This window comes from Streptomyces sp. NPDC006997 (assembly GCF_040635175.1).
Taxonomy (GTDB): domain Bacteria; phylum Actinomycetota; class Actinomycetes; order Streptomycetales; family Streptomycetaceae; genus Streptomyces.
Genome location: NZ_JBEYHH010000045.1, coordinates 36,494 through 58,411, shown reverse-complemented (window position 1 = coordinate 58,411; position 21,918 = coordinate 36,494). Strand labels below are relative to the sequence as shown.

Here is a 21,918-nt window from a genome sequence, read left to right as displayed (position 1 = left end):
CCGGCAGATGTTGCCGAACTCCTCGCACATCTCCTCTTGTTCGGCCGAGAGGTCGAGCAGGTAGCGACGACCGGACAGCATGAAAACACCCCCCTCCAACTGATGTGATCAACGTAGTGCACGCCACTGACAACGCAGCGAAATCCGCCGCTGCGCGGCTCCGGTGCGAGGATCGGCTATCCCCGGCCTGAAGTCCGGGGTTCGCGCCGAAGAGTTACCTGATCACCTACGGGGTGCTCGCGATGGTCGGCGCCGGCACCGCTCTCGCGGGCAGGAAGATGCGGGACCAGAACCAGGGCCGGTGAACGGGATCCCTCCCGGCGAGCCGGGAGGGATCCCCGGGTGACTGCGGACCCGGCGCTGCCGTTTCCTCCGCGGCCGCCCTTGGCCGGGTCCCCGCCGCCTCTGGCGCGGTGCCGCCCCAGGTCGACGCCATACCGGCGTGGGAGAGGGGCCTGGCCTTGCCGTTGGCGTGACCGATCACCACGGCGCTCTTTCCGACGCTCCCGCCGTGGCCCCGCAGCCGCCTCTTTGCCCGCCTCGGGCTTCGTGTCCGGGTGGCCGCGTCGCAGGGCCGGGTTTGGAAGGGCGTCACGGCGGTACCCGACGGCGGTTTGCACGAGCGCACCACCCCGCGCTCGGCCGAACCGGTTTCCACCGGCGCCGCCGGGGCCCCGCGCCCCCGTACCGGGCCTGGTTGATGGAGAGGGGGCGCGTGGGGGATGGTGGGAGTAACTGTTTCTGATGAAGGGCGATCGAGTCCGCGCCATGCGGATGTGAGCGGCATGACGACTTTCGACGGCTCTTCGCCCCCCGCACGACCTCTGCCCGTGAACGGGGATGCCGCATGGCTGGGAGCGCCCTACCCGGCCTTGGTCGCCGAAGCCGGCGGATCCGTGGTGGAGATCAACCACGCGGCCGGTGCCCTGTTCCCGGACGCGCGGGGCGGGGCGCCGATGGCCGGGACGGTGCCCGACTGGCTGGCGGAGGCGCACCTGCGGGTGACCGGCGGGACCGACGTGGAGGCCCCGGTGGCGCGGGGCACCCACGGCGGACTGACCCTGGCGGCGCACCCGACCGTGGCCGTGGACGGGGCCGTGACGTGGTGGCTGGTCGACGACACCGACCGGTTGCGGGCAGAGGCGGCGCTCCACCGTGAGCAGGAACGCGCCGCGTTCCTCACCGACGCCTCCTCCCGGCTGCTGGCCTCGCTCAACAGCAGGCGGTGCATGGAGGTCACCGTCGAACTGGCCGCTCAGCACCTGGCGGACGCGGCCGTCCTGGTCGCCCCCCGCACGGGCCGTCGCCACGCCCTCGCCCTCGGCGCCGCGGGAACGCCCGTGACGCACGTCATGGCTCAGATCGACGCCGACGCCGTACCGGGACTTGCCGAGGCGTTGCAGGGCTTTCCGCCGGTGCCGTCCCGCTGGATCGACCCGGCCGCGCTGCCGCAGTGGGCCGTACCCGACGCCTTCGGCGGCCCGGTGGGCTCGGTGGTGGTCACGCCGCTGCCGGGGCACGGTGTTCCGGCGGGAGCGCTGATCCTGCTGCGCCGTAGCGACCAGGCCGCGTTCGACCCGTCCGAGGAGGTCTTCGCCCGCGTCTTCTCCGCGCGCGCCGGGGCCGCCCTGTCGGCGGCCCGCCTCTACACCGAACAGACCCGCATCACAGCGACCTTGATGGAGGAGTTGCTGCCGCCGACGCTGCGGCAGGTGGACGGCGTGGAGTTCGCGGGCGCCTACCGGGCGTCGCGGGAGATCGACCGCATCGGGGGCGACTTCTACGACGTCCACCCGATGTCCGGCACGCACGGCGAGACCCTCGCCGTGCTGGGCGACGTCTGCGGCAAGGGCCTGGACGCGGCCGTCCTGACGGGCAAGATCCGCAACACGCTCCAGGCGATGCTGCCGATGGCCGACGACCACGCCACCGTGCTGGAGCTCCTCAACGGCGCGCTGCTCAACGGGCGGCACACCCGCTTCGCCTCGCTGGTGCTGGTCTCCGTCCGGCGTGAGGGCCACCTCACCCGGCTGCGGGTGACCAGCGCGGGCCATCCCAGGCCGCTTGTCGTGCGCAACACGGGCGTGGTGGAGGAGACGGCGACCTCGGGCACGATCGTCGGGGCGCTGCCCGACATCACGGCCACGACCGTCGGGGTCGAGCTGGCGCCCGGTGAGACGTGTCTGCTGTTCACCGACGGCATCACCGAGGCCAGGGGCGGCCCGCTGCGGAACGCGTTCTTCGGTGGCCGGCGGCTCCGGGGTGCCCTGGCGCACTGTGCCGGGATGCCCGCCGAGGCCGTCGTGGAGCACATCCGGATGCTCGCGAGCGAGTGGATCGGTGACAACCCCCACGACGACATGGCCCTGATGGCCATCACGACCCCCCGCAACACCCATCTCACGGCAGTGGACGGGCACACTCCAGGCAGGTACACCGGGTGACACACGGCTTCTCCCCCTCCCCCGCCGCCGACGACGTGCGCCAGGTCCTGGCCCGTGCGCGTGAGGAGCTGTGGCAGGCGGTCCTCGAACGCGACGAGTACGCGGCGGGCCGGGTCGTCGACGCCGCCCTGGCGGCCGGGGCGGCCGGTGAGGACGTCCTGCTGGAGGTCATCGCCCGGGTGCAGGGCAGGGTCGGCGCCGCCTGGGCGGCGGGCCGCATGACGGTGGCTCAGGAACACGCGGCCACCGCGATACACGAGCGGGTGATCGCGGCGACGGTCCACGGCCCGCCCACGGGGAACGCGGGGCCGGAAGCGGCGAGGACGGTGACCGTCGCCTGCGTGGACGGTGAGTGGCACGCCCTGCCCGCCCGCATCCTCGCCGAGGTGCTGCGGCTGCGCGGCCACCGGATCGACTTCCTCGGGGCCCAGGTGCCCACGCCGCACCTGATCGCCCACCTGCACCAGACGGCGCCGGACACGGTGGCGCTGTCCTGCACCCTGCCCACCCGGCTGCCCGCGGCGCACACCGCGATCACGGCGATCCAGGCGATCGGCATCCCCGTGCTCGTGGGCGGTGCCGCGTTCGGCGCGGACGGGCACCGGGCCCGGGTGCTGGGCGCCGACGCCTGGGCTCCCGACGCCCGCGCGGCGGCGGACCTGCTCGCCGACGGCATACCCCGGCCCGGGCCCGGCGGCACCCGGCAGGCGATCGACGACCTGCCCCATCTGGGCGACCAGGAGTACACCATGGTCTCCCGGAGCAAGTGGCAGCTGGTGAAGAACACCCTCGCCGGCCTGGAGGCGAGGCTGCCCGCCCTGCGCTCCTACACCGAGGAGCAACACGAGCGCACCGCCGAGGACGTCGCCCACGTCGTCGACTTCCTCTCCGCGGCCCTCTACACCGACGACGCCGACCTGTTCACCGGTTTCCTGGCCTGGACCGGGGACATCCTGGAGGCGCGCGGGGTGCCCGCCAGCGTCCTCGACCCGGCCCTCGCCCTGCTGCGGGAGGAACTCAAGGACTTCCCCCGCGCTGTCGCCCTGCTCACCCAGGGGAGCGGTGTCCTGCGCGGACGCGGCGCCCCGCCCACGAGACCCGGTGCGCACCCATGACCCTTCAACCGCCCGACGGCTTCCGCCTCAGGACAGTGCTCCCGGCCCAGACCGGTGACGTGTGCATCCGCGTCATCGGCGACCTCGACTGGGACACCGCGGACGAACTGACCAGGGTGGCGCGGGAACACCTGGAGACCGGCGTTCCCTCGCGCGTGCTGCGGCTGGACTTCACGGACCTGGCGGCCTGCGACTCCGCCGGCCTGGCCGCACTCCTCCTGATCCAGCGGTACGCGGTCGCCACCGACCACCGTCTGCACCTGGACCACCGGCCCGAGCATCTCGAACGCCTCCTGGAAGTGACCGGGACGCTGGCCCACCTCACCGGTACGCGGGAGGACGCCCGGCGCGGCACCCAGGAGCGTTAGGGCATGTGCCGCCGCTGGCACGCCCTGGCGGTCGGCCGCGTTCCGCGCTCCGGCCCGCCCGCGGGGGAGCCGCGGGGTCGATGAGTCCACGGTCCGCCTCCGGTGCGGGCCGGGCGGGGACGGTCATGACGACCGTCCTGCCGGAGGGTGCGGCTTGGCGGAAGACGTCGAGGCGGGGGTGCCGGTGGCCGGCTCGGGCCCGGCACCGTCGACGCCGTCCGTCTCGCGCGTCGCCTCACCGGTGTCGCCGTCCTCGCCGCGGGTGGCGATCAGGGACCAGGCGATGGAGACGGTGATGGTGACGACGATGACGCCGAGGGTGAGGGGGATGGGCAGTTTGCCGACCGGGGTCTCCGAGAGGACGAGTTTGACGCCGGCGAAGGCGAGCAGGACCGCGAGCCCGTAGTGCAGGTACGTGAAGCGGCGCAGGAGGCCCGCCAGGCAGAAGTACAGGCTGCGCAGCCCCAGGACGGCGAAGGCGTTGGCGGTCCAGACGAGGAAGGTGTTGGTGGTGATGGCCAGGACGGCGGCGACGGAGTCGACGGCGAAGACGAGGTCGGTGGCCTCGACGGCGACCAGCACCACGAACAGCAGCGTGGCGACGCGCTTGCCGTGCACGCGGATGAGGAACCTGTCGCCGTGGAAGCGGGGATCGGTGGGGACGACCTTCCTGACGAGGCGGACGACGGGGTTGCGGTCGGGGTGGACCTCCTCGTCCTTGGACACGGCCATCTTGTAGCCGGTCCAGATCAGGAAGGCGCCGAACAGGTAGGCGGTCCAGAAGAACACCCGCAGCAGTTCGGCGCCGACGAAGATGAACACCAGGCGGGCGGCGAGTGCGCCGATGACCCCCCAGAACAGCACCTTGTGCTGGTAGGCGTCGGGGACGGCGAAGAACGAGAAGACGAGCGCGAACACGAAGACGTTGTCGATCGACAGGGCTTTCTCGATCAGGTAGCCCGCGTAGTAGGTGGAGGACGCCTCGCCGCCCTGCCAGGCCCACAGGATGAGGCCGAAGCCCAGGCCGACGGCGATCCACAGCCCGCTCCACAGGGCGGCCTCGCGGAAGCCGATCACGTGGTTGTCCCGGTGGGCGATCAGGTCGACGGCGAGCATGACGCCGATGCCGAGCGTGACCGCGGCCCACACCCACAGCGGGACGGCGAACGACAGTTCATTCATGGTGGATCGGCTTCCTCGGGCTGGGCCGCAGGGCTGGTGCGCGGGACGGCACGCCGCCGGGCAGGACGCGGGAGTGGAGCACGCCGGCACCGCGGGCATCGGCGGGGGCGGCGGCCAGCAGGAGCGGGGCGGATGTCTGGGGAGACATCGTGACCCCCCTTTCGGCGGAGTCGCGTCGGATGGTGGGGGTGTGTCCAGCGTCACCCGGCCGACCGATCCCAGTCAACCGTTACGCGAAAACTTATTCGCCAAATCTTTTTCCCGAATGTGTATTGGTTAGACGAAGTCGACTTCGTATGATGAGGGTCATGAGCCAGCCATCCAGCCCACGCGGCGGCCAGTGGACCTTCCTGACCAACCACGCCCGCGTCCTGATCGCCCTCGCCCGCGACTCCGAAGCACGCGGACGGGACGTGGCCGGCGCCATCGGCATCACCGAACGCGCCGTCCAACTGATCGTCGCCGACCTCGAAGCGGCCGGATACCTCACCCGCACCCGCGTCGGACGCCGCAACCGCTACACCATCGACCCCACGGTCGCCCTCCGGCACCCCAGCGAGGCCGGCCACCCCGTCGGCGACCTCCTGGCCACCTTCCTGCACCGCGAGGACACCCCCGCCGACACCGACCGCGCACCCGCCGCCCCGTGAACCACCGCCCACCGGGCAGCCGCGCCCGGCGGGCGGCCCCGCTCCCGGCAGCCGTCCCGCGGCGCGGGTTCAGGGGCGGCGCAGCAGGGCCAGTTCGGCGTTGAACTGGGCGCCGGTGAGGAGGGCGAGGTTGGATATCCACAGCCACACCAGGAAGACGACGATGCCCGCCAGGGAGCCGTACAACCGGTCGAAGGTGGCCGCGTAGGTCGTGTAGACGGTGAAGACGGCGGACGCCGTCAGCCACAGCGCGACGGCGAGTACGCCGCCGACGGCCCGGTGGCGCAGGCCGTAGGGCAGAACCTGGCCCGAGCGGAACAGCACCAGGACCAGCACGGTGGCCAGGAACGCCAGCAGCGGCCACTTCAGGATGTGCCAGGCCGTGACCGCGGCGTGGTCCACGCCCAGGGCCCGGCCCGCGGCGCCGGCCGCGTCGCCGGTGAGGACCAGCACGACGACGCTGGAGACCAGCAGGGCCAGCAGCACCAGCGCGGTGATCAGGGTGAGGGGGGCCTTCTTCCACAGCGGGCGCCGGTCCGGGACGCCGTTCATCGCGTGCACGGCGCGCCGGAAGACGCTCAGGTAGCTGGAGGCCGACCACAGGGCGCCCGCCGTACCGAACAGGGCCAGCAGGCGTGCCGGGGTCTCCTGGCCCGCCATGCTCTCCAGCGCGCCGCGCACCGCGGGCCGTGCCCGCACCGGGACTCCGGCGGCCACCTGGTCGACGAGGTGGCCGTCGTCGGGGAGTTCGGCGACCCCGAACAGCGCCAGCGCCACCAGGAAGGCGGGGAACACGGTCAGCACCGCGTAGTAGGTCAGCGCGGCGGCCCAGTCCGTCACGTCGGCCCGCCACAGCGCCGCCAGCGTTCTGCGCAACGCCGCCCACCACTGGCGTCGGCCCGGCCGCGGGGACAGGGCCGGGTGCGGTGCCGTGGGAGCCGTCGGCTGGTCAGTGGTCACACGGTGTCCCGTCGGAGAAACAGCGCGCGGGCCCGTGGCCGGCACGGGGCGCGCGGAGGAACGGTCAGGAGACGAAGGGCAGGCGGCAGACGAAGAGGGAAACGGAACGCGGGCCAGGGCAGGGCCGGTTGGGGCCCGGCCATCAGTCTGCCCCGGGTGCCGGCGTGCATGTGCGCGAGGGGGACGCGTTCCGTTCCTCGCGTGGCCGGCGCGTCAGGGGTCCGGGCCGTCCGGTCGTTTCCACGCCTGGAGGATGTCACCGCGCCAGCGCTGGAAGCCGTACCCGGCCGGTGGGGGCGGACACCGCGGAAGCCGGACGTGCCGGACCGGTGGAGGTGTCCCGGTGTGTTCCTCGCGCGGTCCGCAGGTCGTGGTCAGCGGACGGCCGGCGGGGTGGTGCGCTTTCGTCTTCCGGATCGCGGTGGGGCGAGCTCTTCGTTTTCCGGACTACTGCGGTGATCCGGCCGGGGCATTGTGAGGTGATGGGATACCGCCTCTCAACTGCGAAAACCACGTGTATGCCAGAGCAGGACAACCGGATCGACGAGATCGCCGCGCTCCAGGAGGAGATCGCGCAGCTGCGGCACGCCGTCGTCTCACACGCCGTCGTCGACCAGGCGATCGGTGTGGTGGTCGCCTACGGCGGTGTGCACCCCGACCATGGCTGGGACGTTCTCAGGGAGATCTCCCAGCACACCAACACCAAGCTGCGCGAGGTCGCCGAGCACCTCGTGCAGTGGCCGCACTGCGGATGGCTGCCGGCCGGGATACGCCGGTGTCTGGACGCCGCGCTGGAGCGCCGGACGCCCGCTGCCGGCCGGGACGACGGTGGCGTGCGGGGGCCCGTCCGCGAGGACCGGGAGAGATAGGCGAACGGCTCGTCCTGCCGCCCGGCGCGGCACCCGGTTCCCGGCCGCCGGGTGCCCGCCTTGGGCCGGTGCGGCTGGCCGGCGGGAGCGCGGGCTCAGCCGCGCAGGGTGTGGGAGGGGCTGGTGCCGTAGGCGTCGCGGTAGAGCGCGGCGAAGCGGCCGGCGTGGGCGAAGCCCCAGCGGGCGGCGATCTCGGCGACGGTGACGCCGCCCAGCGGGTCGGCGTCCTGCAGCTCGCGGTGGGCGTGGGCGAGGCGGGCGCGGCGCAGGTAGGCCAGCGGGGTGGTCCCCAGGTGACGGCGGAAGGCGTACTGCAGGGCGCGGACGGTGACATGGGCCGCGGCGGCGATCTCGGCGACGGTCAGGGGCTGGTCGGCGTGGTCGTCGATGTGGGCGACGGCGCGGCGCACGGTGGCGGGGCGGGCGTCGGTGCGGTCCCGGGCGCGGGGGTCGGTGGCGGCGGTGTGCGGGAAGGCGGCCAGCACGCTGGCGGCCAGGAGCTGGCTGCTGGTCGAGGCGACCAGGGGCTGTTCGTAGACGGCCGGGTCGCTCAGGACGTGGTCGCGCAGGTGGAGGATGGTGTGCTTCAGGTGGCGGGCGGCGGCCGGTGAGTGCGGCCGGTGCCCGGTCAGCCGTACCGGCTGGCTGTGCGGTCCGGCGTCGGTGGCGGCGACCTGGTCCAGGAGGGCGGGGTCCAGCATGGTGATGTTGTAGCGGGCGGCGTGGACACGGCCGGCGTAGGACAGTTCCGGCGGTGCGAACATCACCATGTCGCCGGGGCCGAAGGCGTCCCGCACGCCGTGGAAGACGTGGTCCTCGATGGTGCCCTCGTGGATCATGCACAGGCAGATCTTCCCCAGCGGTGTCACCGCGTAGCTCATGTCGAAGTCGAGGTCGATCTCGTCGACGCTGACGGACGCCATGACGTCGCGGCGGATGCGGGCCCTGCTGGCCTCGGGGGTGCTGCTGCCGATCCGCATCCGCGCGTAGGCGCGGCTGAGGAAGTCCTCCGTGGCGTCCAGGTCGGCACTTTCGAACAACAGCGCGCCCATGACCCCTTCCCTCTGGCCGGACTCGGCCGCGTGGTCCCGCCAGACGCCCGCCGGGCCGACAGGGACGACCGCACCTTCCTCCCGGTGCCCCGGCTCGCCTGCCCACCCGGTGAGGGAATATTCATGCCGCGCCCTCCCGGGTGGCTGGGCCAGCCCGCCGGGGCCCGCGCTGCCGGGAACGGCGCCCCGAACGCACCGGCGCCCTACGAGGCGTCGAGGCCCAGGCCGTGGTGCATCTGGTCGGCGATCCAGGCGGTGTACGCGCGCTCGCTCCAGCCCCGTGTCCGGACCAGGGAGCGGTAGTGGGCGGGGTCGTTGAACAGCCATACGACGTCGACGGCGCGCTCGTGGTCGGGGAGGTGGGGTGCGGGGGTGAGTGTCCGGAGGTGGTCGACCACCATGGCGGCTCCGGCGCGCCGGTTGTGCTGCATGGTCTCCCACAGGTCGGACAGTTCGGGGCCCTCGTCCGCGGCCCGGCGGACCATCTCGAAGATCTCCGCGGCGCGTTTGCCGATGAGGCGGCAGACCTCGGCGTAGGCGCGCAGGACCGCCTGGGGGGTCTGTCCTTGCCATACGGGGCGGAACCAGGGGCGTTCGGCTACGGGGACGGGTTCGTCGTCGCCGGCCAGGGCCCGGTCCACCACCTCGCGCAGGAGGGCGGCCTTGGAGCCGAAGGCGGCGAAGACCGTCGGCCGTGCCACTTCGGCGTCCGTGGCGATGTCGGCGAGGGAGGTGGCGGCGTAGCCGCGGGCGACGAAGAGGCGGGCCGCCGCGGTGACGATCGCCTGCCGGGTCCGGCGGGCCTGCTCGTCGCGCAGCGGCGAGTCGTAGCGGCGCCGTCCGCGGCCGGCCGCACTGCTGTTGACGCCCATGACTGGGCATACTAGCGTTTTATTCACTAGACAGTGTCTCACTAATTGGGGGTGTGGCCATGTCGCCCACCGTCCGTCCCTACGTCCTGGGCAGTGCCGAGGGGGAGGCGCTGTGGTTCCTCGGCAGCCTCGTCACCGTCAAGGCCGCGGGAGCGCAGACCCGGGGCCGGCTCACCGTGGCGGAGTTCCTCAACCCGGCCGGTTTCGCGCCGCCGCTGCACCGGCACCTGGAGGAGGACGAGATGTTCTACGTCCTGTCGGGCACGGCCCGCTTCCTGTGCGACCGGGAGGAACTCGTCGCTCGCGCGGGGGACTTCGTGCTGCTGCCGGCCGGTCTGCCGCACACGTTCGTCGTCGGCTCCCAGGAGCCGCTGCGCTGTCTGCAGATCACCACGCCGTCCGGCTTCGAGGACTTCGCCTCGGACGTCGGCGTTCCGGCCGTGGAGCGTCGCCTCCCCGGTCCGGGGCCGCTGGATCCCGCGGCCCTCGGCCATGCCGCGGCCCGCCACCGCATCGAGATCCTCGGCCCGCCCCCGGCGCCGGAGACCCGCCCCGGCCGCTGAGGGCAGCAGTCGGCCCGCAGGCGGTGCCGTGCCGGGGGCCGGATGAGTCGTCGTACTCATGTGCGCGCCGCGGTCCCCTGGCTAGGCTGCGGCCACCACGGAGGCGGCGAGGGGCGCGGGGGGCCGGAGGATGCGGGCGGAGGGTGCGGCGGGCGAGGTGCGGGCGCTGCGGCCGGAGGATCCCGGGCAGATCAGCGGCTACCCGCTGCTGGCCCGTATCGGCGAGGGCGGCATGGGCACGGTCTACCTGTCCCGCACCCGGGGGAACCGGCCGGTGGCGCTGAAGGTGATACGCCGGGAGCACGCCGAGGAGCCGCACTACCGCCGCCGCTTCGCCCGCGAGGCCCAGGCGGCCCGGAAGGTCGCCGGGTACCACCTGGTGCCCGTCCTCGACTTCGACACCGACGCCGGGCAGCCCTGGATCGTCACCCCCTACCAGCCCGGTCTGTCCCTGGACACGGTCCTCGGCACGCACGGGCCGCTCCCGGTGGAGAGCGTCCTGCAGATCGCGGGCTGCGTGGCACGGGCCCTGCACGCCGTGCACACCGCCGGGTACGTGCACCGGGACGTCAAGCCCAGCAACGTCCTCGTCGGCGCGGACGGCCCCTGGCTGATCGACTTCGGGATCGCCCGCTCGGCCGACGCCACCGACCTCACCGTCACCGGCGGCATCGTCGGCACCCCCCGCTTCATGTCCCCCGAGCACGCGCGGGGCCAGGACCCGGGACCGCCCAGCGACGTCTTCTCGCTCGGTCTGCTGAGCGCGGTCGCGGCCACCGGACGCCACCCCTACGGCGACGGCAGCGCTCTGGGCATCGCGGCGCGGATCGCCGGCACGGACACCCAGCCGCCCGACCTGGACGGCTGCCCCGCCGCCCTGCGCGGTCTGCTGGGGGCGGCCCTCGCCGCCGACCCCGCCCAGCGGCCCACCGCGGCCGAGTTCGCGGCCCGGTGCGAGCAGGCCGCCCACCGCCCGCTGAACGACTTCGGGGCCTGGCTGCCCGCGCCCGTCACCGCGGCCGTGGCCGCCGCCGAGCAGCGGGCGAGCGGGTTCCTCCACGCGCCCCGGGCGACCGTGGTCGCGCCGCCCGCCGGGTTCGGGCCGCCGCCTCCCATGGCCCCGCCCCCCGCCGCCGCCCCCCGGCCCGACCGGCCGCGCCGCCGCCGGCAGGCCCTCGTCGCCGCCCTCGCCGTCGCGGCCGTCACGACGGCGGCCGTCACCGTCCCGGCCCTGTGGCGGTCCAAGGACGGCGAGGCGGGAAGCGCCCGGACGAGCCAGCCGACCGGGTCGCCGGGACCGGCGCGCGAGGAGAAGGGCGACGGCGCCACGGGTGCGCCGTACGCGCCGCCGGGCTACCGCCCGCTCTTCGTGGACAAGCCGTTCACCTTCGCCCCGCCGCTCCGGGAGGACCAGGCCAACCACCTCGACCTCGACATCCCGCAGGCCGCCTACCTCGAACGGGACGCCCTGCCCGGACCGGCCGAGCTGCTCTACACCTCCGACGGCTGGCTGGGCAGCGTCCTGCTGGTCGTCGGGAAACGGAAGACCGTCTGCACGGAGGAGCAGCAGACCGCCGTACTGCCCCACCCCCTGCCAGCCGCCGAACTGCGGCTGGGGCGCCTGGTGAGGACCGGCACCACCCTGTGTGCCGTCACCAGCGACGACCACGTCGCCGAGGCCAGGATCACCGAGATCGTCCCGGGCCGGGGAACCGACGGGCTGCCCACGTACAGGGGATACGTCACCGTGTGGGAACGCCCGGCTCCCACCGGCACCGCCGCTGCGGGCGGCCGGTAGGCGCGCGCCGCTACGGCAGCGGGGCCGCCAGGATCACGTGGTGGCCCGAGACCTCCACGGCACGCCCGGGCAGCGGGATGCGCACCGGCCGGGCGGTCTCCCGGTCGGCATGGCGGCCGAGCCCCAGGGCCGAACCCCAGCCCCACAGGCCGCCGCCGGTGTCGATGGCCAGGCCCGTGCGTCCGAAGGCGGCGACGCGGCGGATCCCGGGCAGCCGGGCCACCCGGACCGGCCTGGCCAAGGCGTGCTGGGACCGGTCGCCGTCCCCCAGCGCCCCGCCCGCGCCGCGGCCCCACGCCCACACGCGGCCGTGCCGGTCCAGCGCGTACGCCACGTCGTCGCCGCCCGCCACCTGCACCACGTCCCGCAGCCCGGGGACGAGGAGGGGTGCGGCGGACTGGCCGCCGCGCGGTTCGACGCCGAGGAGGCCGTGCGCGTTGTTCCCCCACGCGCAGACCCTTCCGCCCGCCCTGCGGGCGACCACGGCGCCCCCGGCGGAGGCGACCTGTGTGACGCCGCCGACCGTGGTCAGGCGGGTGCCGTGGGTGTCGCCCAGGACCTCGGTGACGTTGACGCCCCAGCCGCGCACCCGCCCGTCCGTCCTGAGGGCGAAGGAGTTGAGCAGGCCCGGCGCCACCTCGACGACGTCCTCCAGGCCGGGCACGCGCCGCGGGACCGGCACGCCGCCGTGGCCCCGCCGCTTCCCGGCCTCGACCAGGAAGCGGTCCGCTCCCCAGGCCATGACGGTGCCGTCGCGCCGGACGGCGAAGAACGTCGGCCCGCTGGCGTAGACCGCACGCGCGTCGTCGATGCCCGCCACCCGCCGCGGCCGCGCCTCGTAGCGGCGCTCGCGGTAGCCGTGGCCCAGCGAGCCCTCGACGTTGGTGCCGTAGGACCACACGGTCCCGTCGGCGCGCACCGCCACCGTGGTGCAGCCCGCGTCCGCGACGGAGACCACGTCACTCCAGCCGGGTACCGGCCCCTCCACTCCCCCGCCGGGCGGCGCGTCGAGATGCGGGGACCACGCCCACACGGGGCCCGCGGGCACGTACCGTCCGGCCGGGCGTGCGGCGGGCCCGTCCGGGCAGCGGGGGGCGTTCAGGACCGCGCGGTCCGCCGCGCCGCATCCGGCCAGGCGGGCGGCGGCGGGGCCCGCCACCAGCGTCCGCAGCCACGATCTGACGGCCATACGACACTCCACTCGCACGAGGCCCGCCTCCGGCGCGTGCCGGGGCGGGGCGGGCCCGGAGCCCCTCCCCCACCGTCCCGCGCCGGGCGCCCGGCCCGGCAGCGCCCGGCGTCTCACCCGCCTGGGTACCGCAACGCGCGACACCTGAGTACGGGAACGCCTTGCGGTCTCCGCGAGCTCCGTCCCACCGCCGCGCCCAGCGGGCCGCTGCCCCGCTGGGCGCGGCGGGCCACCTCCGTGTGCGGGGCCGGCGGGCCGGTGCCGCCTCGCGGTCATGCGCCCCGTGTCATGCGGTGGGAAGCCTGACGGACTGGCTGTGGTGGAAGACGTCGCGTGGGTCGTACGTCTGCTTGATCCGCTGGAGCTTGGCGTAGTTGCCCTTGTAGTACAGCTCCTGCCAGGACACCTCGGAGGTGTTGTACCGCGGGTCGCTCAGGTCGATGTCCGGGTAGTTGACGTAGCAGCCGTCGGTGACGTCGTTGATGACCGGGACGCCGCCGGTGTCGGCGTAGACGCTCTGGTAGAACTCGCGCAGCCACCGCAGCGACATCGCCTCGTCGGCCGGGTCGGTCCACCAGATCGACCATGCCGCCTTGTACGCGGCCTCGCGGTGCGGGAAGGCGGTGGCGTCCGGCGCGACGGCGTTGACCTGGCCGCCGAAGGAGCTGAGCTGCACGTTGGCGGTGGGGTTGACCAGGTCGTCCCGGGTCAGCTGGGCGTAGATCGCGTCGATCTGCGCCGTCGGTATGGCGGTGCGGTAGTACGCGGACTTGTTGTCGCTCCTGAGGCTGGGGTCGTTCAGCGTCGGGTTGGTGGTCCCGGCGTAGCGGGCGGCCTGGAACCACGGCATCCGGCGCGGCTCACCGAGGTCCGTCATGGCCGCCATCTCGCCCATGTGGGTGGTCATCGGCTCGTGGGCGACCTCCACCCCGGCGGTCACGGTGGTCAGGAAGTCGTCCAGTACCTTCCGGGCGTCGGGGACGGTCGCGTCGAGCTGGGTGACCATGCCGATGTAGCCGCCGGACTTGTGGTTCAGCCACAGCGCGCTGAAGAGGTGGTCGTGGACGGTGCCGGGCTTGAGGTGCCTGGCGTGCCAGTCACCCCAGTTCTGGACCAGGCGCTGAAAGCGGTCCTGGGTCATGTCGGCCCAGGGCCAGGAGACGGCGTGCACGAACACCTCGGCCGGCGGCTGCGGGAGCAGCTTGGCGGGGTCGGTGCCGGTGGCGCCGGGGGAACGGAACCAGAAGCGGGTGATCACACCGAAGTTGCCGCCGCCACCGCCCGCGTGGGCCCACCACAGGTCCCGGTGGGGGTCGTTGGGCTCGCGGGTCGCCACGACGACCTTCGCCGTGCCGTCCGCGGCGACCGTCACCACCTCGACACCGTGGAGGTGGTCGATCACCAGGCCCAGCTGACGGCAGAGCAGGCCCCAGCCGCCGCCGCTGACATGGCCGCCGGCACCGACCTGGAAGCAGATGCCGGCGGGTATGGTCACGCCCCAGGAGCGGTACATGCGCTCGTACACGTTGAGCAGTTGGGCGCCGGTCTCGACGCAGACGGCGTTCTTCTCGGCGTCGTAGTAGACCTTGTTCATCTTCGACATGTCGAGGATGACGTCCACGTCGGGGTTGTAGACCCAGTCCTCGTGGCAGTGGCCGCCGCTGCGCACCGTCAGGCGTTTGCCGTGCTGTACGGCTCTTTGCACGACCGCCCGGACCTGCGCCGTCGTCTCGGCGAGGCAGACCGCCTCGGGTGTGGCAGCCCACCGCTGGTTGTAGCCCCGCACCATGTCCGGGTACCGCTTGTCGCCGGGGGTCACCAGGGTGATCGGCTCCGCCGTCGCCTCGGCGGCAGCGGCTGGTGGGGCCAGGGCCGTCCCGGTCAGGAACGCGGCTCCCCCGGCCGCCGCACCCCCCGCCAGGAAGTTCCGCCTGTGGATACCGTCGTCGTGTCGTGCCATTGTTCCAACCCCCTGGTCATGACGGACGTGTGCGGCCGCGCTGTGGACCGGTGCGGGCCGCTGGCCTTCAGGGACATCGCGCTGGTGCCTGGCGGCCCTTTCCGCGCGGCCCTGTCACCTTGCTGGGTTCGCTCCCGGGCGCGGGTGGCTCCGGAGCGGGTGGCGGATCCGTCCACGGTGGCGCGCGTGCGGCAGGAGTTTCCGCCAACCGGGCACGCGAGGCGCGTTGCGACGACTCCGCTGTGTCCGTGGACCGGAGCGTGCCAAGCGCGGTTAGTGCGCCGGTCGGGCACCGCTGGAGCGTCCGCGCGGTGTGGGGGCGGGCCCCCGGCTACCAGGGCACCGGGCCGTCCTGGCCGAAGAACCCGGCGGTCGGTCCGTCCGTGCCGAGGGTGGCCAGGCGTACCAGGACCGCGGCGCCCTGCGCGACGGTGAGGAAGCCGGTGTGGGCGTTGCTGTCCGTGGCGACGAAGCCGGGCGCGGCGGCGTTGACGAGGATGCCGTCCTCGCGCAGTTCGTTGGCGTACTGCACGGTCAGCGCGGTCAGGGCGGACTTGGACGGCGCGTAGGCCGCCGAGGGCAGCAGGGCTGCCATGGGGCCGTTCGGGTCGCTGGTGGCGGTCAGCGAGGCGGCGTGGCTGCTGACGTTGACGACGCGTGCCGCCGGTGACCGCCGCAGCAGCGGGAGCATGGTGTTGGTCACCGTGATGACCCCGAAGACATTGGTCTCGAACACCGCCCGGACCATGTCCAGGTCGACGGAGCTGGGGATCTGGTCGTGGGCGTCCATGGGCGCTACCGGCCCGGAGCCGGTGATGCCGGCGTTGTTGATCAGCACGTCGAGGTGGCCGAAGGACTCCTCGATCCGCTTCGCGGCCGTCCGGGCGGTGGCCGGGTCGGTGACGTCCAGGGTGACCGGGTGCGCGTCGCCGCCCGCCGCCCGCAGCGCCGCGGCCACCTCCTCGCCACGCCGGGCGTCCCGGGCACCGATCAGGACCGTCATGCCCAGTTCGGCGAGTTGCTCGGCAGCCCCACGGCCGATCCCTCTGGTCGCGCCGGTGACCAGCGCGACCTGGGGGCGGGTGGTCTGCTCGCTCATGACAGCTCCTTGCTGTGGGGTGCTCGTCTCGGAGGGTGACGTCACTACGGGAGACGAGAGGGCCCGGCCGTTCGTGACGGCGAGCAGGAGACAGCGGGGAGCGGATCACCCTTGGGGAGGGGTATCGCGCGTGTCGCTTCGAACGCTTCCGGTGCCCTTCGGAAAAGGGTTCGGCCTCCCGCGGTCGCCGCCGGTGGTGGCGGTCGCGGGAGGCCAAAGAAGGCGTCGGCAGGTCAGAGGTGGCGGACCACGCCGCCGTCCACGCGCAGGGCGGCGCCGTTGGTGGCGCTGGACAGGTCCGAGGCCACGTAGACGATGAGGTTCGCCACTTCCTGCCCTTCCGCGAAGCGGCCGATCAGCGAGTGGGGGTGGGTGGCCTGGAAGAACTCCTCCTGGATCTGCTGGAGCGGCACGTCCGGCCGCTGCTGCTGGAGGAAGGCGAAGTAGCGGTCGTTCAGCTCGGAGTGGGTGGGGCCGGGGAGCACCGCGTTCACGGTGACGCCGGAGGCGGGGTAGGTCTCGGCCAGGCCGCGGGCGACGCCGAGTTGGGCGGCCTTGGTGACGCCGTAGTGCACCATGGCGGCCGGGATGTCGAGGGCGGAGGAGCTGTTGACGAAGATGACGCGGCCCCAGCCGCGGTCGACCATCCCGGTGACGTAGTGGCGGGACAGCCGCACGCCGCTCATCACGTTCAGGTCCCACAGGTGCTGCCAGCTCTCGTCGGTCACCTCGGTGAACTGACCGAGTTCGGCGGTGCCGGCGTTGTTGACAAGGATGTCAGCGTTCGGGAGGACGCTGGTGATCTGCTGGACTCCCTCCACCGTGGAGACGTCGCCGGGCGCGGAGCGCAGGTCGGCGTCGGGGTGGGCCTTGCGGATGTCCGCGATGGCGGCGTGTACGCGTTCCTCGGTGCGGCCGTTGACGTAGACCTGGGCGCCGGCGGCGGCCAGCTGTGCGGCGGTGGCCTTGCCTATGCCAGCGGTGGATCCGGTGACCAGGGCGGTGCGGTGGGACAGGTCGAGGTTGAGCATGGAACGACTCCAGGGTCCGGGGGCATGGCCGCCGGATGTCCGCCTCCCTGGCGGGGAGGGTTTCATTCCGGCTTGCTGTGCGACTTTTCCCGGCGCCGCTATAGACGTTCTTGACCGGTGCTAAAAACGCGGCACACCGTGCGCCGGCCGGTCCGTGGGGACCGCTTCGGCCGTGGCCGGTGTGCCGCGTCCGGTCGCACGGTTCAGACGACTTCGCCGCTCGGTACGGGGCCCTTGCTCCGGGCGGGGGTCTGCTGCGCGGTCCCGGGTGCCGTGTCCGGCGCGGGCCGCTTCCTGCCGCGGCTCCAGCGGCGCATCACCGGCTGTTCCACGAGGCTGTACAGCAGCCAGGCGGCCAGCAGGTTGGCCAGGAACAGCACCGCCAACATGCCGATCGCGGGCAGGGTGTCGTAGGTGCGCGTCCCCAGTACCTCGGGGCGGCCGTAGAAGACCACGATGCCCTGCACGAGGTAGAAGGCGAAGGAGACGTTGCCGAGCCACACCATGGGCCGGCTGCCGAGCGGGCCGTTGCCGCCCCGCAGGTCGGAGGAGGCCGCGGAGCACAGGATCATGCCGATCGGGACGACCGTGGTGAGACTGAAGTTGTACGGGTCCGGGACGGTGAGCGCGGCCCAGTAGCCCAGGCAGAACAGGGCCGTCGAGGTCGGCAGGCCGATGCGCGGCCACCGGCCCGCGGCGACGATACGGGCGAGGATCATGCCCAGCACGAACTCGAACAGGCGCGGCGGCGGGAAAGCGTAGCCGAACCACTCCTGGTTGGCCGTCAGGTCCCCGAAGGGGCTCGGGGCGCCGCCGGCCATGAACGCCTTCGTCACCGCCGCCATGACCGCCACACCGGCGACCATCCCGGCGGCCCACAGCCACAGCGCCTGTTCCCTGATGCGCCGTACCAGGACGATGAACAGCGGGAACAGGGCGTAGAAGAGGACCTCGGCGCACAGTGACCAGGACGGGAAGTTGACGCTCATCGCGATGTCGGCCCGGTTGCTGAAGGTGTGCACCAGGAAGAGGTTGGACAGCCAGGCCTCCACCGGGGTGGTGGAGGCGAACAGCCACAGCGCCAGCGCCCAGGTCACGATGTGGTTGGGGTAGATCTTCAGCACCCGGCGCCGGTAGAAGGCGGTGATCCGGTCCCCGGGGGTCGCGGACCACGCCAGGACGAAGCCGCTGAGCACGAAGAAGAAGGACACCCCGATGCGTCCGGCGGGCAGGAAGAAGTCGGCCACCGGCTGGGCGACGTCGAGGTCGGCGAAGAAGGTGATGGGCGCGTCCGGCCGCAGCGGGCCGACGAGGTAGGAGGTGTGGTAGACGAAGACGAGCAGGGCCGCCAGGAAGCGGAGACCGGTGAGCGAGGGAAGCGTGGCCGGGCGCTGCGGTGGACCGCTGGTCGCCGGTACGGCAGTTCGGTCTGCCATGTGCACTGCCTTTCGATGGGGTTCGCGGCCTGCGGGGCGGTCGGCGCGCGGTGACGCGCGGACGGGGCAGGCGGCGCGGTCAGCCGTTGCCTTGCTGATCTCGGTATGGGGGGAGACGCCGGGCCAGGAGGTGCCCGCTGGCCGTGTCGCTGTTCTCCGGCGAACCGGTGCGCAGACTAGTGGGGGGACCCTCGGGCGCTGCTCGCGCTCGGCTTGAGGGTTGCGGCCTGGGGTGTTCCGCTTCGGGGGTGTTCCGGCCGGTGTGCGTCCCCGGTAGTCGGGGGCGGCCCGAAGGGGGGCTGCGGGGGTGGTGCCATGCTGGTGGCTTGTGGCTCGCTGGCACGGGACCGAGGGGGGCGGCGGGCCGTGGTCCTGCCGGGGAGGCGCCGGCCGCCGGTCACAACGTCGGTGTCCCGCTCGTCAGTTGCAGTTGGGCAGCCCGCGGACGGCGGGACCGTGACCGCCCGTGTCTCCGAGCCCGGCCGTCGTCGGCTGTCCCTGACCGGGCGGGCCGGGTGCCGAGGCGCAGAAGGAGCGGCGATGAACGAGACTGAGTGGCTGGCGGATCGTTTCGAGGAGAACCGGGTGCATCTGCGGGCGGTCGCCTACCGGATGCTCGGCTCGCCGACCGAGGCGGAGGACGCGGTGCAGGAGTGCTGGCTGCGGCTGAGCCGGTCCTACGACGACGAGATCGCGAACCTGCGGGGCTGGCTGACCACCGTGGTGGGCCGGGTGTGCCTGGACATGCTGCGCCAGCGTCGGGCGCGCCGGGAGGACTCGCTGGAGGACCTCGTTCCGGCGGTGGCCACGTTCTACGAGGACGACAGCCCCGAGGAGCACGTGCTGCTGGCGGACTCGGTGGGGCAGGCGCTGCTGGTGGTCCTTGAGACGCTGGATCCCGCCGAGCGGCTGGCGTTCGTGCTGCACGACATGTTCGGCGTGCCCTTCGACGAGGTCGCGGTGATCGTGGAGCGCAGTCCGGCCGCGGCCCGGAAGCTGGCGAGCCGTGCGCGGCACCGGGTGCGGGGCGGCCGGTCGGCGGCGGACCCCGCCGCGTCCCAGCAGGGGCAGGTCGTGCAGGCGTTCCTCGCCGCCGCGCGCGACGGTGACTTCGACGCGCTGCTGGCGGTCCTGGATCCCGACGCCGTGGCCCGCAACAACGGTCTGCCGGTGGCCCTGGGGTCCGTGGCGGTGGCCAAGGGGGCGGCGACGTTCGCGCCGTTCCTCCAGGTCGCCTGGCTCGCGCTGGTCGACGGCTCGCTGGGGATTCTCGCGCAGCAGGAGGACGGCGGGATGCGTGCGATGACCTTCGAGATCCGCGACGGGAGGATCCGCGAGATCGACGTCATCACCGACCCGGAGCAGCTGCGCGGCATGGACCTGGCGGTGCTGGGGCCGCCGCACCGCGGACGGGGCGGGGGAAGGTAACCGTCGCGCGGTGCGGGGACCACACGGTGCGGCCCTGGTTGTCTGACGAACGGGGCGGCGCTTGTGTGACCGGACGGGGCCGTGAGGACCACGCCGTGCGGGGGCTCGCGGCGGTTGGGGGGTGGCTGCCGGCCGCTCGGCCGCCCTGGCACCGCAGCGCCCCCGGGGGGAAGGCCCGGGGGCGGTGGGGTGGTTCGGGTCAGGCGTCGGTCACGACGCGGCGGGGGTGCGGGAGGTGCCCTCCGCGGCAGCCGCCCCGCTGGTGGCCTCGGCGACCGCGTCGCGCGGCTTGGAGTCCACCTTGTCCATCAGCAGCAGGACGAGCACGGTGGCGACGACGAGGATGCCGGCGGCGGCGCGGAGCGCCAGCGCGTATCCCTCGGTCTGCGCTATCTGCGGAAGGTCGCCGTCCGCGACGTGGTCGTTGACGTAGCGCAGGGCGAGGGGGACCAGGGTGGCCAGGCCGAGCGATCCGCCGACCTGCTGCATGGCGGTCTGCACACCGGAGGCGAGACCGGCGTCCTGGCCGGTGACCTCGTGCAGCGCGCCGTTGGTCAGGGCGGGGAAGCCGACGGCGTTGAAGAAGCCGTACACGAGCAGGCCCGGCATGATCCCGGTGAGGAAGGACGCGTCGGTGGCGAGGCCGCCCGCGGCCAGGAGCAGGCCGCCGGCGCTGCCGAGGAAGGAGATCATCAGGATCGGCTTGACCCCGAGGCGCGGCATCAGCGCCGTCGAGACGCCCATGCCGACGCCGATGGCGACGGTGAACGGGATGTAGGTCAGGCCGGTCTTCATCGGGGAGTAGTCGAGCACCTGCTGGAGGTACAGGGTCAGCAGGAAGGCGTACGTGTAGAAGGCCGCGAGTGCCAGCACGCTGACGCCGTTGGAGGTGACCCGGGTGCGGTTGGTGAAGAACCGCAGGGGGATCATCGGGTCCGGGACGCGGGACTCCCACACGGCCATGAAGATCAGCAGGGCGATTCCGCCGAACAGCGGGAGCAGCACGTCCGTGGAGCCCCACGGGTCGTCGGCGGCCTGCAGCAGGCCGTAGACGATCGCGACGAGACCGCCGGTGACGGAGAGGGCGCCGACCGCGTCGATGCCCTGGCCGGGGGCGCGGGCCATGCGGCTCTCCGGGATGACCCGGGGGACCATGATCAGCGCGAACACGGCGACGGGGATGTTGATGAAGAAGATCCAGCGCCAGTCCACCAGGTCGGTCAGGGCTCCGCCGACGACCGAGCCGACCGCGCTGCCCACGGCGGCCATGCCGCCCCAGATGCCCAGTGCCTTGGTGCGTTCCTTGGCGTCGCGGAACAGCACGGGGATCAGGCCCAGCGCCGCCGGGCCGGCCAGTGCCTCACCGAAGCCCTGGACGAACCGGCCGCCGACCAGCATCCCGGAGTTGGCCGCGGCACCGCACACGACCGACGAGAGGCCGAAGACCAGCACACCGGCGATGAAGATCTTGCGGCGGCCGAACATGTCGGAGAGCCGTCCGCCGAGCAGCAGGAAACCGCCCGCGGTCAGCACGTAGGCGTTGACCACCCACGCGAGGCCTCCGGGGGAGAAGTCCAGGTCGTCTTCGATCTGGGGCAGGGCGATGTTCACGACGGTGACGTCCATCATGAGCATGAACTGCATCGCCGTCAGCACGGCGAGCGCTGCCCATCGCCGCGGGTCGGCGTCGGCGAGGACGCTCCCGCCTTGCGTTTCCTTGTCTGCGCTACTCATATCTAACTCGTTCCTCCGAATGATCCGCGGCCGGGGGGTTCCGCCCGCCCGGGCGACGTACCGGCCCCACGACGTGGGGGGGCACCGGCGGGTCGCCCGCCCCGCCGGTACGCGGGTTGGTGTCCGTCTCAGCAGTACGACGAATCAAGCTCCGCAGATGTGACACAA

At 73.1% G+C, this 21,918-nt stretch carries 19 protein-coding genes; 8 read left to right on the top strand and 11 right to left on the bottom strand.

From position 1 onward, the window contains the following. Positions 1-785 precede the first annotated feature (785 nt). The 3 genes from ABZ659_RS31665 to ABZ659_RS31655 are packed head-to-tail and all read left to right on the top strand — an operon-like array spanning position 786 to position 3,927. A complete protein-coding gene (locus tag ABZ659_RS31665) occupies positions 786-2,444 on the top strand; it encodes a PP2C family protein-serine/threonine phosphatase (RefSeq protein ID WP_360226908.1) in 1,659 nt (552 codons plus the stop codon). Positions 2,445-2,479: 35 nt separating this feature from the next. Continuing rightward, on the top strand, positions 2,480-3,559 hold the full coding sequence (locus tag ABZ659_RS31660; protein ID WP_360226914.1) for a cobalamin B12-binding domain-containing protein: 1,080 nt from the start codon (positions 2,480-2,482) through the stop codon (positions 3,557-3,559). After that, the gene (locus ABZ659_RS31655) at positions 3,556-3,927 is read left to right on the top strand and encodes an STAS domain-containing protein (RefSeq protein ID WP_360226905.1); all 372 of its coding nucleotides are present in this window, start codon (positions 3,556-3,558) and stop codon (positions 3,925-3,927) included. Before ABZ659_RS31660 ends, ABZ659_RS31655 begins: the two co-directional genes overlap by 4 nt. A gap of 123 nt (positions 3,928-4,050) precedes the next feature. Here ABZ659_RS31655 and ABZ659_RS31650 read toward each other — a convergent pair whose 3' ends face one another. Together ABZ659_RS31650 and ABZ659_RS31645 are read right to left on the bottom strand one after the other, a co-directional pair. Further along, a complete protein-coding gene (locus ABZ659_RS31650; protein WP_360226902.1) occupies positions 4,051-5,109 on the bottom strand; it encodes a TerC family protein in 1,059 nt (352 codons plus the stop codon). Beyond that, complete coding sequence (locus ABZ659_RS31645; RefSeq protein WP_360226899.1) at positions 5,102-5,257, bottom strand: hypothetical protein; 156 nt, start codon at positions 5,255-5,257, stop codon at positions 5,102-5,104. The genes ABZ659_RS31650 and ABZ659_RS31645 overlap by 8 nt, the downstream gene beginning before the upstream one ends. Before the next feature lie 160 nt (positions 5,258-5,417). Between ABZ659_RS31645 and ABZ659_RS31640 the strand changes: the two genes are divergently transcribed. Further along, a complete protein-coding gene (locus ABZ659_RS31640; RefSeq protein WP_360226896.1) occupies positions 5,418-5,759 on the top strand; it encodes a winged helix-turn-helix domain-containing protein in 342 nt (113 codons plus the stop codon). 69 nt (positions 5,760-5,828) lie between these two features. Here the strand turns inward: ABZ659_RS31640 and ABZ659_RS31635 are convergent, their stop codons facing one another. Continuing rightward, positions 5,829-6,719, bottom strand: a complete 891-nt coding sequence (locus tag ABZ659_RS31635) for a YihY/virulence factor BrkB family protein (RefSeq protein WP_360226893.1) — start codon at positions 6,717-6,719, stop codon at positions 5,829-5,831. A 518-nt stretch (positions 6,720-7,237) separates the two neighbouring features. Here ABZ659_RS31635 and ABZ659_RS31630 point away from each other — a divergent pair. Next, the gene (locus tag ABZ659_RS31630; RefSeq protein ID WP_360226890.1) at positions 7,238-7,588 is read left to right on the top strand and encodes an ANTAR domain-containing protein; all 351 of its coding nucleotides are present in this window, start codon (positions 7,238-7,240) and stop codon (positions 7,586-7,588) included. A gap of 95 nt (positions 7,589-7,683) precedes the next feature. On the opposite strand, the gene ABZ659_RS31625 is transcribed toward ABZ659_RS31630, so the two are convergent. Beyond that, a complete protein-coding gene (locus tag ABZ659_RS31625) occupies positions 7,684-8,640 on the bottom strand; it encodes a helix-turn-helix transcriptional regulator (RefSeq protein ID WP_360226887.1) in 957 nt (318 codons plus the stop codon). Between the two features lie 203 nt (positions 8,641-8,843). Further along, positions 8,844-9,512, bottom strand: a complete 669-nt coding sequence (locus tag ABZ659_RS31620; protein WP_360226884.1) for a TetR family transcriptional regulator — start codon at positions 9,510-9,512, stop codon at positions 8,844-8,846. A 59-nt stretch (positions 9,513-9,571) separates the two neighbouring features. Between ABZ659_RS31620 and ABZ659_RS31615 the strand changes: the two genes are divergently transcribed. Both ABZ659_RS31615 and ABZ659_RS31610 read left to right on the top strand, forming a co-directional pair. Beyond that, positions 9,572-10,075, top strand: a complete 504-nt coding sequence (locus ABZ659_RS31615) for a quercetin 2,3-dioxygenase (RefSeq protein ID WP_360226881.1) — start codon at positions 9,572-9,574, stop codon at positions 10,073-10,075. A gap of 130 nt (positions 10,076-10,205) precedes the next feature. Then, a complete protein-coding gene (locus ABZ659_RS31610; RefSeq protein ID WP_360226878.1) occupies positions 10,206-11,873 on the top strand; it encodes a serine/threonine-protein kinase in 1,668 nt (555 codons plus the stop codon). A 10-nt stretch (positions 11,874-11,883) separates the two neighbouring features. Here the strand turns inward: ABZ659_RS31610 and ABZ659_RS31605 are convergent, their stop codons facing one another. From ABZ659_RS31605 to ABZ659_RS31585, 5 genes are all read right to left on the bottom strand, one after another. Next, on the bottom strand, positions 11,884-13,062 hold the full coding sequence (locus ABZ659_RS31605; protein ID WP_360226875.1) for an RCC1 repeat domain-containing protein: 1,179 nt from the start codon (positions 13,060-13,062) through the stop codon (positions 11,884-11,886). A gap of 286 nt (positions 13,063-13,348) precedes the next feature. Next, positions 13,349-15,022: an FAD-binding oxidoreductase gene (locus tag ABZ659_RS31600; protein WP_360226872.1), complete on the bottom strand. Its 1,674-nt coding sequence runs from the start codon at positions 15,020-15,022 to the stop codon at positions 13,349-13,351. 331 nt (positions 15,023-15,353) lie between these two features. After that, positions 15,354-16,121 (bottom strand): SDR family oxidoreductase, encoded by a 768-nt coding sequence (locus ABZ659_RS31595; protein WP_360226869.1) that lies wholly within the window; start codon positions 16,119-16,121, stop codon positions 15,354-15,356. A gap of 233 nt (positions 16,122-16,354) precedes the next feature. Next, the gene (locus tag ABZ659_RS31590) at positions 16,355-17,152 is read right to left on the bottom strand and encodes an SDR family NAD(P)-dependent oxidoreductase (protein ID WP_360226866.1); all 798 of its coding nucleotides are present in this window, start codon (positions 17,150-17,152) and stop codon (positions 16,355-16,357) included. A gap of 203 nt (positions 17,153-17,355) precedes the next feature. Continuing rightward, complete coding sequence (locus ABZ659_RS31585; protein WP_360226863.1) at positions 17,356-18,588, bottom strand: acyltransferase; 1,233 nt, start codon at positions 18,586-18,588, stop codon at positions 17,356-17,358. A gap of 540 nt (positions 18,589-19,128) precedes the next feature. Between ABZ659_RS31585 and ABZ659_RS31580 the strand changes: the two genes are divergently transcribed. Next, positions 19,129-20,016 carry a sigma-70 family RNA polymerase sigma factor gene (locus ABZ659_RS31580; protein ID WP_360226860.1) on the top strand — a complete coding sequence of 296 codons (888 nt, stop codon included), beginning with the start codon at positions 19,129-19,131 and terminating at the stop codon, positions 20,014-20,016. A 210-nt stretch (positions 20,017-20,226) separates the two neighbouring features. Here the strand turns inward: ABZ659_RS31580 and ABZ659_RS31575 are convergent, their stop codons facing one another. Next, positions 20,227-21,750, bottom strand: a complete 1,524-nt coding sequence (locus tag ABZ659_RS31575; RefSeq protein ID WP_360226857.1) for a DHA2 family efflux MFS transporter permease subunit — start codon at positions 21,748-21,750, stop codon at positions 20,227-20,229. Between the last annotated feature and the right edge of the window lie 168 nt (positions 21,751-21,918).